The sequence below is a fragment of the Microbulbifer sp. Q7 genome (assembly GCF_001639145.1).
Lineage (GTDB): Bacteria > Pseudomonadota > Gammaproteobacteria > Pseudomonadales > Cellvibrionaceae > Microbulbifer.
On record NZ_LROY01000001.1, the window covers coordinates 166,310 to 180,672 of the forward strand.

At 60.0% G+C, this 14,363-nt stretch carries 11 protein-coding genes; 6 read left to right on the top strand and 5 right to left on the bottom strand.

Features of this window, described 5'->3' with window-relative positions; all coding sequences use genetic code 11:
* Window positions 1-2: 2 nt before the first annotated feature.
* The 3 genes from AU182_RS00610 to AU182_RS00620 all read right to left on the bottom strand — a co-directional run bounded on the left by AU182_RS00610 (window position 3) and on the right by AU182_RS00620 (window position 4,263).
* The gene (locus AU182_RS00610) at window positions 3-893 is read right to left on the bottom strand and encodes a DUF6515 family protein (RefSeq protein WP_153039072.1); all 891 of its coding nucleotides are present in this window, start codon (window positions 891-893) and stop codon (window positions 3-5) included.
* Between the two features lie 401 nt (window positions 894-1,294).
* Window positions 1,295-2,608, bottom strand: coding sequence for an aspartate aminotransferase family protein (locus tag AU182_RS00615; RefSeq protein WP_066959374.1), 1,314 nt, complete (start codon window positions 2,606-2,608; stop codon window positions 1,295-1,297).
* A gap of 209 nt (window positions 2,609-2,817) precedes the next feature.
* Window positions 2,818-4,263, bottom strand: coding sequence for an NAD-dependent succinate-semialdehyde dehydrogenase (locus AU182_RS00620; RefSeq protein WP_066959376.1), 1,446 nt, complete (start codon window positions 4,261-4,263; stop codon window positions 2,818-2,820).
* Window positions 4,264-4,405: 142 nt separating this feature from the next.
* Here AU182_RS00620 and AU182_RS00625 point away from each other — a divergent pair, with 142 nt between their 5' ends.
* From AU182_RS00625 to AU182_RS00640, 4 genes are read left to right on the top strand one after another with little or no spacing between them, the layout of a single operon-like run.
* Window positions 4,406-5,323, top strand: a complete 918-nt coding sequence (locus tag AU182_RS00625) for a LysR family transcriptional regulator (protein WP_066959378.1) — start codon at window positions 4,406-4,408, stop codon at window positions 5,321-5,323.
* A 21-nt stretch (window positions 5,324-5,344) separates the two neighbouring features.
* Window positions 5,345-5,644, top strand: coding sequence for a hypothetical protein (locus AU182_RS00630; protein ID WP_066959380.1), 300 nt, complete (start codon window positions 5,345-5,347; stop codon window positions 5,642-5,644).
* An 8-nt stretch (window positions 5,645-5,652) separates the two neighbouring features.
* Window positions 5,653-6,240, top strand: coding sequence for an FMN-binding negative transcriptional regulator (locus AU182_RS00635; RefSeq protein ID WP_066959381.1), 588 nt, complete (start codon window positions 5,653-5,655; stop codon window positions 6,238-6,240).
* On the top strand, window positions 6,237-6,728 hold the full coding sequence (locus tag AU182_RS00640; protein WP_227718067.1) for a GNAT family N-acetyltransferase: 492 nt from the start codon (window positions 6,237-6,239) through the stop codon (window positions 6,726-6,728). Before AU182_RS00635 ends, AU182_RS00640 begins: the two co-directional genes overlap by 4 nt.
* 37 nt (window positions 6,729-6,765) lie before the next feature.
* Here the strand turns inward: AU182_RS00640 and AU182_RS00645 are convergent, their stop codons facing one another.
* Window positions 6,766-7,737, bottom strand: coding sequence for a glycosyltransferase family 2 protein (locus tag AU182_RS00645; protein ID WP_193754266.1), 972 nt, complete (start codon window positions 7,735-7,737; stop codon window positions 6,766-6,768).
* Window positions 7,738-7,942: 205 nt separating this feature from the next.
* On the bottom strand, window positions 7,943-9,535 hold the full coding sequence (locus tag AU182_RS00650; protein ID WP_227718068.1) for a hypothetical protein: 1,593 nt from the start codon (window positions 9,533-9,535) through the stop codon (window positions 7,943-7,945).
* A gap of 353 nt (window positions 9,536-9,888) precedes the next feature.
* On the opposite strand from AU182_RS00650, the gene AU182_RS00655 reads away from it, so the two are divergent.
* Entirely contained in the window at window positions 9,889-11,448 is a 1,560-nt protein-coding gene (locus AU182_RS00655) for an alpha/beta fold hydrolase (RefSeq protein WP_066959386.1), read from the top strand.
* Between the two features lie 143 nt (window positions 11,449-11,591).
* Entirely contained in the window at window positions 11,592-14,357 is a 2,766-nt protein-coding gene (locus tag AU182_RS00660) for a M1 family metallopeptidase (protein WP_066959388.1), read from the top strand.
* The last annotated feature ends 6 nt before the right edge of the window (window positions 14,358-14,363 follow it).

Consider the following 14,363-nt stretch of genomic DNA (forward strand, 5'->3'; position numbering starts at 1 on the left):
CCTCAGCGGCGCCTTTCGTAACGCTGGATACAATCGCGATACGCCCGCTGATAAATACGCACCCGCTGCCCCTCGAGACTGCTGCCCCGGCGCGCCGCATCAGAGGCATCCTGACGACAGGCCGACTCCAGCAGCGCGCGGTTGTCGTTGCGCTCACCGGCGGCGTCGTACGGCGGGCGCACATTGGCGTAGGGTCGGGGCGCGCGCCGGCGCTGATCGCGGTAACGGTCAGCCTCGAACACTGGTGCATCACTGCGGCCCATGGCCTCGGGATCAATCGCGCCCGGTGGATAGGCGCGGGGAATACCAGACCGATCACGCAGGTCATCCAGGTTTTCATCCAAGTTTTCACCTGCAGTGCCGTACAGGCGCTCCTCGTAGGCCCCCACAATGTCGCTGCTGCGCTCGCCCAGATAGCGCCGCCACTGATACGGCGGGTTGGTCACGATATAGCTCCGACGCTGCGCGTCGTAACGGTAAAACGTACCCGTGCCGCTCATGAAAAAGCGCTGGCCGTCGATCTCGAATCCAGTACTGCCGTAAGGCACAAACGCCAGTGCCGCCCCCAGCGGCGGCTCTACCCGCAGGTAGCCATCGTCTTCCTTGCGGTAAAAATATCCGCCCTGGTAGTAATAAGTATTGCCATTGAGGGTGAGGCGGGTAGCCCCGGGGCGGAGCGCGCGCTGGCGGTTGGGGTCGCGCGCATAATCACGCTCGGGCTCGGCACTGGCATTGTCGGTCACCTGCGCCGTCGCTGTGACGGGTGTCACCACGGCAATTGCGGCAAATATGAAGAGCAGTGTGCCGCACACAATGTACAGCCGCGGCGTGAGAGAGGCACGAGCAGAGACGCTCACAGACAAGAAGAAGTTACAGCTCTGGGGTTGGGGCATGTGCGACCTCGCGAGAACACTGTGCTGAACACTCGGTCAGCAGCGCGCCAAAATCCCCACCCCATTACTAAAAAAAAGCCTAAAAAAGAAAGCCTGAGAGAACGGAAAACTTAAGAGAAAAAACAAACCAAGAGCAACGCGCGGTCCCCACCCACCGTGAAAGGCAAGACGGGCAGAGGCCGCGCGCGCTTGGTAGTCGGCGGCGCCGGTCAACTGTGTGACCGGCGAAACCAACAGAGTGCGCAGTCCTCAAGGGCCTCGCACTGTTGCTGTACGACCGACTACCTTCTTAGTGTAGGTTGCCGCATCCGACATCCAAAACTGCCACGACGACGCCGCACCGCGGACAGCAACGCCGCGCAGTGACCAGCAAGTGCCGGTCACCCGCAAGGCGCAAAGGCTCAGGACAGGCTGGAAATCACTTCCCGCAGCTTGCCGACAATATCGTCGATCTCGTGGGCCTCGATAATCAGCGGCGGCGACATACACAGCGCATCGCCAATACCGCGCGCCATCACCCCGGCCTCCCAGGCCAGCGCCGATGCCTTGGCACCGAACTTTCCTTTCAGGCCTTCCGGCGCGCGCAGCTCGATGGCGCCTACCAGACCGTAATTGCGCACATCGATCACATTGTCGAGGTCCGACAGCGAATGCAGGGCCGCTTCCCAATGCTTGCCGATATCCCCGGCCGCACGAGTCAGCAGGCCTTCGCGATCGTAAATATCCAGCGTCGCCATCCCCGCAGCACAGGCCACCGGATGCGCGGAATAGGTGTAGCCATGGAACAGCTCCACCATACCTTCAGCGGCGGCATCCATCACCGTGTTGTAAATCTTGTCGCTGGCAAACACCGCGCCCAGTGGCACCGTCGCATTGGTAATGCCCTTGGCCGAAGTAATCATATCCGGCGTCACACCGAATTCCTGCGAAGCAAATGGCGAACCGGTACGGCCCCAGCCAGAAATTACTTCATCAAAAATCAGCAGCAGATCGTGCTTGTCACAGATCTCGCGCAGACGCTGCAGGTACCCCTTCGGCGGCAGCACCACGCCACCGGCCCCGGAGAAAGGCTCCACAATCACCGCCGCAATCTGATCCGCACCGTGGAAAGCGACCAAACGCTCCAGATCTTCCGCCAGCTCCACACCGTGCTCCGGCAGACCTTTGCTGAAGGCATTGCGTTCGATATCCAGCGTATGGCGCATATGGTTCGCCTTCACCGGCTGGCCAAAGCTCTGGTAGTTCGGCGGAATACCACCCACCGAGATACCACCAAAGTTCACCCCGTGGTAACCCTTCTCACGACCGATAAACATGGTGCGCGAACCCTTGCCGCGGGCGCGCTGATACTGCAGCGCAATCTTCAGCGCCGACTCCACCGCCTCGGAACCGGAGTTGCCGAAGAACACATGGTTCAGCGGATCCGGTGTGTACTGCACCAGACGCTCCGCGTATTCAAAACTCAGCTCGTGGCCGAAATTGAAAATAGAGCTGTAATCCAGCTTGCGCGCCTGCTCGGAAATCGCATCGGCGATTTCTGCGCGGCAATGGCCCGCGTTGGAACACCACAGGCCCGCGGTCGCATCAATAATTTTGCGGCCGGATTTTTCAAACAGGTAAATCCCCTCCGCCCGCTCGACGATACGCGGCGACGCCTTGAAGGTGCGGTTGGGGGTAAACGGCATCCAGAATGCATTGGTTTTCAGTTCGGACATGATGTTCTCCGATTTAATTTTTCACGTGTTACTAACGTAGTAAATATGTCGCCGCGAAGGCGAAGTGCCGGGTATCTGTTTTCAGAAGCGTCGCAAACAGGAAGTTTGCGCCGCAACGCCCAAGGATGGGTTCACAGTGGTTCTGAAAACAGATACCCGGTGCTTTGCCGCCCACAGCTTCAAAGAAGGTTCGTCACAAGCAACGAAGCTCACACTCCGTAGCAGCAGTACTTCGTCTCATAGAATTCGGCCATACCCTCGACACCGCCCTCGCGGCCAATGCCGGATTCCTTGCAACCGCCGAAGGGTGCCACTGTGGTCGAGAAGACACCCGCGTTGCAGGCCACCATCCCGTACTCCAGTGCCTCAACCACCCGGTTCGCCCGATGAATGTTTTCACTCATCACATACGCCGCCAACCCGAACGGCGTGTCATTGGCGCGCTGAATCACCTCCGCTTCATCGCGGAACTTCTGCACCACCGCCAGCGGCCCGAAAATCTCTTCCTGCGCAATGCGCATAGAGTCATCCACATCCGTCAGCAGCGTCGGCGCATAGTAGTTTTCGCCCTCAGGCAGGAAGTCACCGCCCAGCACCAGCTTCGCGCCATTGGCCACCGCCTCCTCAACCAGACCGTGCACCCGATCCACCGCGCGGCGGAAAATCAGCGGCCCCAGCGTCGTGCCCGGCTCCAGGCCGTGGCCCGGCTGCAACTGCTCAATCGCCGCCGCCAGCTTTGCCACAAACGCATCGTGCACCGACTCGTGCACATAAATCCGGTTGGTCGACACACAGGTTTGGCCCGCATTGCGCATCTTCGTCGCCACACAGGCGGTGACCGCGGTATCCAGGTCCGCATCATCAAACACGATAAACGGCGCGTTACCGCCCAGCTCCATCGACATCTTCTTCACGGTGCTCGCGCACTGGGCCATCAGCAGCTTGCCCACCGGCGTGGAGCCGGTAAAGGTGAACTTGGCGACGCGCGCATCCTCGGTCAGCACCTTGCCGATCGCCGCGGAGTCCGACCCCACCACCACATTCAGCGTGCCCGCCGGCAGCCCCGCCTGCTCCGCCAGCACACACAGCGCCAGCGCTGACAGCGGCGTTTCCGAAGCCGGCTTGATCACCACCGTACAACCCGCCGCCAGCGCCGGTGCCGCCTTGCGGGTAATCATCGCATTAGGGAAGTTCCACGGAGTAATACAGGTCACCACCCCCACCGGCTGGCGAATCGTGTGCAGACGCATCGCCGGGTTGTGGGTGGGAATCGTCTGCCCGTAGGCGCGGCGGCATTCCTCCGCATACCACTCGATATAGGATGCACCGTAGTCAATCTCACCCAGCGCCTCCGCCAGCGGCTTGCCCTGCTCGAGGGTCAGCAAGCGCGCCAGGTCCTCACGGTTCTCCGCAATCAGCTGATACCAGCGCTTGAGCACCGCCGCGCGCTCACCGGCGGTCTTGCGGCTCCAGGCGGGAAACGCGGCATGCGCCGCGGCAACCGCCTGCTCGGCATCGGCGGCACTACCATCGGCAATCTCTGCCAGTAGATCGCCATTGGCGGGGTCAGTAACCGCCAACTTACCGGAACCGTCGCTCCACTGGCCGTCGATAAAGTTCTGGGTCTTCAGCAACTGGTTATTGTTCAGATTCATCGAACACTCCCTGATCATCCTGTATATCGGCTTTTCAGGGATTCTGGAGCGAGAGTCTGGTGGTGAATAGTAAGATCTTTGCAACTAAAGTTCAGATCCATCAAACTTTGTGTAAATTCCCCTTAGAACACGTGAACAGACCATGGTTAAGAGCGCAAAAGCCCTATCCGGGCGCCTCAGCGATATGGACCTACGCCTGCTGCGGGTCTTCCGTGAAGTGGTGCAGGCCGGCGGGCTGGCGCCGGCGGAAGTGGCGCTTAACATCAGCCGCTCCACCATCAGCGTGCACCTGTCGGACCTGGAGACCCGCCTGGGGATGCCGTTGTGCATCCGCTCCCGCGGGCGCGCCGACTTCAAGCTCACCCCGGAAGGGGAATCCCTGTACCAGGCGATTCTCGAGCTGGATGGCCACCTCGCCACCTTCAAGAGCCAGGTCAACGCGATCCAGTCGCAGCTCACCGGGACACTGCGCGTACTGCTGCCCGACGACGCCCTGTCCATGCCCGGCATAAATCTCCCCGCGACCATCGCACGGCTGCGGGAACGCGCGCCGCAGCTGCAACTGAATATCCAGCTCGCCGCCCCCCACGAGCTGGAACTGGAGATTCTCGCCGGCCGCGCCGACGTGGGCATCAACCCCCTGCACTCCCGCCGTCCCGGCCTGCACTATCAGCCCCTGTTCAGCCACCAGTCCCTGCTGTACTGCGCCGCCGGCCACCCGTGTACCGCGGATACCAGCGAGGAACTGATTACCCAGCAGGAGCTCGCCGCCCCGGATCACGCGGTACTGTCCGGCGCAGCACACTTGTACCGTCTGTTTCCAGCGAAAAGCATCGCCAACCATATGGCCGCGCGCCTGGCGATGATCCTGTCGGGAAAATTTATCGGCTTTCTGCCCACCTATCTCGCGGACGAATATGTTAGAAATAAAGCGCTGGTCGCGCTGCGCCCCGAGCGCTTCTGCTACCAGATACAGAACGCCATTACCTGCAAAAGCAGCGCCGCGGAGCGGCCTGCGGTGCAGCTGTTTACCGCGGCGCTGGTGCTGCACGATCGTTAGGAGGCAAAACAGACGCGTTTTATGAAACAGGAAACATTCATCCCGGAAGTATCCCGCAGGCTGCGCCAGCTGTTTTCCACCTCGAAACTTGGCATGGCCATTCCCCCCAGCGAGCGCCATAGGCTGGAAGGGTTTATGCAGGCGGGAATATTTCTTGGCCTCAGCAGCAAAGCCGAGCTGGCGGAGTTGATGGAAGGCATTCATCTCGAGGTGTTCGGCAAGACCATTGCCGAACGCAAAGCCGAGGCTCCATCCTCGTGGGTGTTCGAAGAAGTCGATTATGCCCTGTATGAAACGCCAACCTACCAGCGAGCCAGATAAGACCAAACATGTATACCCCTAGACATTTTTCGATTTCTGATCAGCAGGAACTTTTGCAATTTATCCAGGACAATGCGTTCGGCCAGCTCATTTCCAGTCACAATGATCGTCCTGAAGCCACCCATTTGCCATTCTTACTGTCACAGGATGGTGAACGCCTGCTGTGTCATCTGGCCCGCCAGAATCCGCAGCTCGACTCCATTGATGAGCAACAGGTACTGATCATCTTCAACGGTCCCCATGCGTATATCTCACCACGCTGGTATCACTCGCCGGGTGTTCCAACCTGGAACTATCAGTCAGTACATGTGTATGGGATCGCCCGTACATTCAGTGATGAAGATCGATTGATATCGGTGGTCAACCAGCTTTCCGAAAAATACGAGGCCGGTGCCGAGAATCCCTGGCAGCCAGAATACTCCGCGAAAATGCTGCGCGCGATTGTCGGGGTGGAAGTTGAAATCAAAGAGATTCAGGGCCAATACAAATTAAGCCAGAACCGGCCAGCAAAAGACCGACAGCGTGTGATGCAAGCATTGCAGGCGGAAGGAGAAATTGCCATCGCAGAAGCCATCGAACAGTGGAGTAAATCTTGAGCGTCACCACTTACTATCTGGAAATGACCGATCCCACGCAACTCAATGCGAAACCGTGTCCGGAGGGTTTATCCGTGGTGGAGGCGGAGGAAAAAGAGTTCCGTTTCAATCGCTATCTTTACCAGCTGGTGGGCGAGCCGTGGCAGTGGAATGACAAGCTCAAGGAATCCGACGAGACCTGGCAGGATTATGCTGAGCGCGATGGCTTACGCACCTGGGTCGCCTACTACCGCGGCGCCATTGCCGGTTATTTTGAACTGGAAAGGCAGCCTGACGACGAAGTACAGATCGCCTACTTCGGTCTCGCCCCGCGTTTTATCGGCCGCGGTTTTGGCGGGCACCTGCTGAGCCGGGCGCTGCAGGAAGCGTGGCAATGGTCACCCTGCCGGCGCGTATGGGTGCACACCTGCACACTGGATCATGAAGGCGCCCTGGCCAACTACCAGGCGCGCGGCATGCAAACTTACCGCACGGAAGTGGATAACTGATCGACATGTATTCGGCGTCCATCCAACCACGCCGGCACTACTGAGCAGTAACTTCAGTCGTTTTCGTTGCGCGGCCAGTCACGCTGTCATTCACGCTCTCAATCACAAAAACCGGCCGCCGCTTTGACTCCATATAGATCCGACCGATGTATTCGCCGATCACGCCGATACCAATCAGCTGGATGCCGCCGAGGAACAGCACCACCACAATGGTGGATGCGTAACCGGGGGTATCCACCCCCAGTGCCAGGGTGCGGATGATGATCCAGGCCCCATAAAGAAACGACACCGACGAGACCAGCACACCGAGGTAAGTCCAGATACGCAGGGGGACGGTGCTGAAGCTGGTAATTCCCTCCCAGGCCAGATTCCAAAGCTTCCAGCCACTGAAACTGCTCTCACCGGCCACTCGCTCCGGACGCTCGTAATCCACATAGGCAGTGGGGAATCCGCACCAGGCGAACAGGCCTTTCATAAAGCGCTGGGATTCCGGCAGGTTATTGAGCACATTCACTACCCGGCGGGACATCAAGCGGAAGTCGCCGACGTTTTCCGGGATTTGCACCTTGGAGAGGCGTTTCAGCAGGCGGTAGAACATACCGGCCGTCCAGCGCTTGGCGAGGGAATCCGACTTGCGGGATACCCGCCGCGGGAGCACCACGTCAAACCCTTCGTGATACTTGGCCAGCATCTCCGGAATCAGTTCCGGAGGGTCCTGCAGATCCGCGTCGATGGGAATGACCACATCGCCTTCCGCAACGCTGATACCCGCAGAAAGGGCGTTCTCCTTGCCGAAATTGCGCGACAGATTGACGATTCGCAGGGATTCGATCTCGGCTTTTTTCGCCTGCAGCAAGGCCAGCGTATCGTCGCGGCTGCCATCGTTGACACAGATCAGTTCATACGGATGACCGAGCGCATCCATATGTTGTGTGATTTTTTTAAAGTAGTGATCGAGCCCGGCACTTTCGTTGTACATCGGGCACACGATGGAGATCAGAAGGCTCAAGGCTTCCCCCGGGTAAACTTTATTCTTATTGTCCTGCCTGTTATAGCGAGGCTGTAAAAACGAAAAACCGGGTCCGATAGTAGCGGCTATTGCGCGCCGCTTCTATCGGATACCCGGAAATGTCGTCAGGCCGTGCTGCGTTTTCAGGTTGTTATTTTTCGCGCCACGGCTTTATTACTCTTTCGCTTTTTCACACTGTGCCGGATCAGGGCGTCGCCTTAGTCGAGCCACCTGCACCAGCAGACTTTTTATCCTTTACCGAGGCCTTGCCCTGAATCTGGCTCTGCGCCTTGCTACCATCGGCCAGCTGCGGCTTCATTTCTGCGAGCATGTTCTTCATCTGGTTGTACTCGGCCTCGTCGGTGAGTTCCAGCATCAGCGGCTGCGCCACTTCGGCAAAGTACTGCGCATCTTTGCGCTCGTAGAGCTCCTGCGCCAGCCACTGGGCGATATGCAGCTCGCGGGGTGCACGGCGGTAGGCCTGCTCCAGCATCTCCACATACTGCGCCTTCGGGTAACCCAGCATCTGCATGCTGATCGCCAGGCCGTACCAGTTCATCGCCTCATCAGACTGACTGTTAACCAGCTGCACAAACTTGTCCCGCGCACCCTTGAGCGCAGCTTTATCGCGGCCAGCGCCCATGGTGGTGATTTCGCGGTTCAGCCACAACCAGGCCTGCGCCTTCTGGTACCAGAACTGGTTACGGTCCGACGGTGCCACTTGGGCCAGCAGGCGCGCAGCCTGGTCAAAGTCACCCGCGCGGGTGGCGGCGTCGGCACGCACTGCGGAAAGCTCCGGAGAATACAGCTCCTCGCGCTCGGCAAATTCCACCAGCTCGTGCACACCGTGGGTGTTGTAGCCAGACTTCACCAGGAAGCGGGCCAGTTCCACAACGGCTTCCTCGCCACTCATTGTGCGCACCTTCGGACGCTTGGACTCAAAGGAGGCAGGTACCTTGCCGCGGGCGAGCTGGAAGCGGCCTTCGCGGAACTGATCGTTGTAGACCTGCTCGATCTCCTCGATCGACATACCCAGGTTTTTGGACAGCGCCTTCACCGGATCCGCGCCGTTGTTGTAGTCGGCAACGAATTGCTTGAACGCTTCGGCCTTGCCGCTCTTCATAATGATCCAGTGCGCCAGCATCCAGCCACTGGCATAGATGCGACCTTTTTCTTCATCCGGCGTGTTGTGCACGGTGGCGCGCAGCAATTCCTGCAGGGGTACCGGGCTGGTGTACAGCAGGGTCATGGCGCGCTCGCCGGGAATTGCACCGATATCGTAGGTGTTGCCCGGGCCAAAGGTCATGGTGGACATGAACTCGGCAAAGCCCTCGCTGTACCAGTACGGATAGTGGGTAGTGGTGCCGTTGTAGCTCAGGAAGTGGGTGTACTCGTGAAACAGGAACTCCCGCGCTTCCAGCTGGCGCTCGCCGGTGCGGCCATCCAGGTTCACCAGGGCATAACTGCCCTCGGCGGTAGTATCGAACAGGCCGTTGGTCAGCTCGGACAGATCCTCACCCACCAGGCCGGCATAGCTTTCGCGGTCGGCGGCAGCGTAGATCGTCAGCTTGGCGCCGTCGTCTTTCGCGCCCAGCAGGCTCAGAGCGACCGCACGGTAACGCTCCAGATCCTCCGCCAGACGGCGCACAGAGTTGGGTTCACCGTTAGTGACGATGTGAAAGTTAGCGCTGTCAATTTCGTACCAAGTGTCTTGCGCGAGGTTGTCCGCCATAACATCGCTGGTAAACAGCCATGCACCGGAAAAAACAACCAAGTACGAGAGTATTCGTGAAAACATATTCTGATCACCCGGTTTTTCGCCAAACTTGCAACCGATCACTTTTTGATCACCGTTGCGCGAAAAGCCACAATACAGGTTTTTACTGTTCAAAAAAAGAACAATCTTAAACGGGAACCTGTAATTCACCCTGGGCATATAGCGGTCACAGACCGGACGGTCACACACAGTCATAAAATGACTACAAGGTTCTGCGTAAACCTGCACGCCACTGACCGATAACCAATTCACAGTCATTAAATCGCAGTAGCCCCCTGCAACGGCAAGTTTCCTAGACTCGGAGGGGCCGGCCAGCCCCAGGCGTCGGCCGGTGCGATGCAGCCGTAAAAAACATAATAAAGAGAGAAAACATCATGAAGACACTCGCCCTGCCGGCACTGCTGGCGGCCGCCCTGTGCTCCCTGTTTACACCCGTCACCCGCGCGGACCCCACCTTTATTGCCGACCTCGACATCACCAGCTTTGATGGCACCGAGATCGACGCCAACCTGTTTGTGCCGGAAACGCCACCACCCAGCCGGGGCTATCCCACGGTCCTGTTCACCAACAGCTGGATCCTCGACAAAAACCAGTATCTGCTGCAGGCGGCGGCACTCGCGGAAGACGGCTATCTGGTGATGAGTTATTCCACCCGGGGCTTCGGCACCTCCGGCGGCCTCGTGGACGTGGCCGGTGACAACTCCATCGCCGATGCCGGCGTACTGATCGACTGGCTGGAGGCCCACTACCCGGTGGGCAAGCTGGCCATGGCGGGTATTTCCTACGGTGCAGGCATCTCCCTCGTCACCGCCGCCCGCGATCCGCGCGTAGATGCGGTCGCCGCCCTGTCTGGCTGGTCCGATGTGATCGAAGGGCTCTACCCCAACGACACGGTCAACCTGGTGTGGGGCACGATCCTCACCAGCACCGCGTTCAACCTGGAACCCGAGGTGGACACCATCTGGCACAACCTGCGCACCGCGCAGAATATTCAGGCGGTTGCAGACTTCGCCGCCCCACGCTCCGCCCTTGCCTACGTCGCGGAGCTGAACCGCAACGGCACCGCCGTGTTGATGTCCAACAACTTCGCCGACTACCTGTTCAAGCCCAACAGCATGACCCAGCTCTACAGCCTGCTGGACGGCCCCAAGAAGCTGCTGTTGAACCCCGGCACCCACGCGGTGACCGAAACCCTGGGGGGCAACGACGGGCATATCTGGGCCACCACCTTCCGCTGGTTTGACCGCTACCTGAAAGGCGAGGCCAACGGTATCGACAGCGAGCCGAAAGTGGATATGACCGTGCGCATCAGCAACCGCCTGGAACAGTTCGATGACTTCCCGGTGACCCAGAAAGCCCAGCGCTACTATCTTCACCCCAGACTCTCGTACTTCAATAACGCGAGTATGAAAACCAGCCCCTACAGTGGCTGGGGCTGGAACAACGACTTTCACGGTGGCGCCGATACCAAGGCCGGCACCGGAATACCGGTGATCTCCGACGCACTGGAAGGCTTCGGCATTCCCGTATTCACCAACATGACCGGCATCAACGGCTACTACGCCATCGAGTACAACTCGCCCATGCACTGGAGCACCTTCAGGATCCGCGGCACCCCGTCGCTGGAGATGTGGATAAAACCCAGCAAGCCGGAGGTCCAGCTGCAGGTACACCTCTACGACACCGACCCGCTCGGCTGGGGCCGCCTGATTACCCACGCCCCCATCACCCTGCGCAACCTGCAGGTGGGCCAGGCGCAGAAGATCTCACTGGACCTGTTCACCACCTCCTACGACGTACCACCCGGGCATGTGGTGACCCTCGCGATCGATACCCAGGGCGCGCTCTACCAGAAGCCGCAGGATACCCATTATGAAATCGAGGTGCCCTACCGCAGCAGCCGGCAATCGGTGCTGACGATCCCGCATTTGTAATTCACCGCACACACGCCTGATGCACAGCGCTTCATCAGACTGGCATCAGGCGCCACCCACCCGCTACCACTGCAAACCACCCCACCCAACCCGCTACAATGGGGAAAAACCACGAACCAAAAATCCTTCAACAAAGACTTATCATGCGAATTCTTACCCTGCCAGCCCTGCTTGCCGGTCTGATACTGCTCAGCGCCTGCGGAAGCGATAACCAAGACACCAGCGCCAAAACCGCCGTTGACAAGCCCGCAGCACAGGCGGCCAGCAACGCACAAACGGCCAGCGCGGACGCCGCCGCACAAGATTCCGGGCCAGGTGCCGAGCAACAGGCACCCGCCGGCAAGCTTCCCGACGGCGTGCGCCCCGCCGCCTACCGCCTGGACCTCACCCTCGACCCCCGTGAAGACAGCTTCCACGGCCAGGTGGAGATCGACATCGCGATCGACACCGCCACCGACCACCTGTGGATGCACGGCAACAACATCGACGTCACCGAGATCAAAGCCATCGTCCCCACACAAAATGACAAGGTCGTGCCGGCGCAGTACCGCCAGGTGCTCGATAGCGGCGTGGTGCGCATCGACTTCGACGAACAGGTTCCCGCGGGGACCATCACCCTGCGCATCCAGTACCGCGCGCCCTTCGACAAAAACCTCGCCGGCCTGTTTAAGGTCGAAGAGCAGGGCGAGGCCTACGCACTGGCCAAATCCGAATCCATCCAGGCGCGCCGCTTTCTGCCCGGCTTCGACGAGCCCGGCCTGAAGGCAACCTACGACATCAGCCTCACCATTCCCGAAGGCTACCAGGCCATCAGCAACGGGCCGGAAACCGAGCGCAGCGACGCCGGCAACGGCATGGAAACGGTGCGCTTCGCGCAGACCCGGCCCATGCCCACCTACCTGCTGTCCCTCGCCGTGGGGCCATTCGACGTGGTCGAACGCCCGGCCATCCCCGCCAACCAGTACCGCAAGGAGCCGCTGCCCCTGCGCGGTTTCGCCCGCAAGGGCCGCGGCAAGGATATGAAATACGTACTGGATAAAACCCCGGAGATGCTGCGCATCTTCGAGGAACAGCTGCAGCGCCCCTATCCCTTCCGCAAGCTGGACATCATCGCCGCCCCCCAGTGGCCCAGTGGTGCCACCGAACTCTCCGCCGCCATCACCTACCGCGAGCAGCGGATTCTGGTGGAAGGCGACGAGCCCGCGCCCGGCCTGCGCCTCGCCCTGCTGGGCGTGCACGCCCACGAGATCGCCCATATGTGGTTCGGCAACCTGGTTACCCCGCCCTGGTGGGACGACCTGTGGCTGAAGGAAGGCTTTGCCACCTGGGGTACCCCGCTGGCACTGACCATCATGGAACCCGACGGTGGCCACGACCTGAACGCCGCGGTGCGTGCTATCAGCGCCATGAAACTGGACTCCCTCGCCAGCACCCGCGCCATTCGTGAACCGATCACCGACAACAACAACATCCGCAATGCCTACGATGCGATTACCTATGCCAAAAGCCTGGGTGTGATTCATATGGTGGATGCGTACTTTGGCGCGGACACCTTTCGCCCCGCCCTCGGCCGCTATGTGGAGCAGTTTGCCGATGGCGTCGCCGACTCACCGGACTTTTATAAGGTCATTGGCGATGAAACCGGCAGCCCGCAATTGACCGAGACCTTCCGCACCTTCGTGGAACAGAAGGGCGTACCGCTGCTGTCGGTGAGCGTGAATTGCAGCACCGACGGTGATGCCGAGGTACGCGTTCAACAACAGCGCTACAAGCCGCTGGGCTCCCCGATCTCCGATGCCGGCCAGCAGTGGAGCATCCCGTTCTGCATGCGCGGCAGTGCCGGTAAAGCGCAGTGCGAATTTCTGAGTGCATCACAACAGACCGTGAAACTTGCCGGTGGCACCTGCCCCAAATGGGTCATGCCCAACGCCAACGGCAGCGGCTATTACCGGTTTAACCTGGAGGAACCCTATTGGCAGGCACTGCTGGAGGAATTCGACAGCCTGCAGCCCACTGAGCGACTGTCGGTGATCGACAGTGCCTTTGCCGCGTTCGAAGCCGGCGCCCTGAAACCGGCAACACTGCTGGACGTGGTGCGCCTCTCGGCGGCCTCGGACAAGCGCCAGGTGGTGGAAGCGCCGCTGGGCTATCTCGCCAAGTACGCCGACCACTATGTGGATAGCGCACACGCGGAACACTGGCAGGCGCTGCTCAAGAGACTGTACGGCAAAAAAGTGCAGGCGCTGGCGGACAAACGCGACTCCGAAAGCAAACTGCTGCGCAGCCGCCTGCTCGGCTTCCTCGCCCTGGAAGGCAAGGATCCGCAAACCCGCAAACAGCTGCAGCAACAGGCCGAGGCATTTACCGGATTTGGCGTAGAGCGAGATCCCAAGGCGCTGGATTCCGACCTGTACGAAAGTGCGCTTACCGTCGCCGTGCAGGATTCCGGCAAGGGTTTCCTCGATCACCTGATCAAGGTCCGCAGTGAACTGGACGACCCGCTGTTCGATAACGCCAGTGCCAACGCCATCGGCCGCGTCACCGATCCTTCACAACTAGGCACCGTCCACAGCCTCGCGCTAAGTGACGACATGGGCGCGCGGGAGGCCTTCGGCCTGATCCAGAACACCCTCGCCGAACCGGACCTGCAGGCACGCAATTGGGAATGGCTGCAGAACAACTTCGCCGCCGTCGTCGCCAAAATCCCGGAACAGTGGCGCCGCAACACCCCGCGCTTTGCGGCAAAATTCTGCGACCAGCAGTCGTTACAGCAGGTACAGGCACTGTTTGCCCAGCAGCAGAATCTGGTACCCGGCTACCAGCGGGCACTGGCGCAGACGGAGGAAGGGATTAACTTGTGTATGGCGCTGAGGGAGCAGGGGCAGGCGTTGGTGAAGAGCCTGAAATAGTCAGCC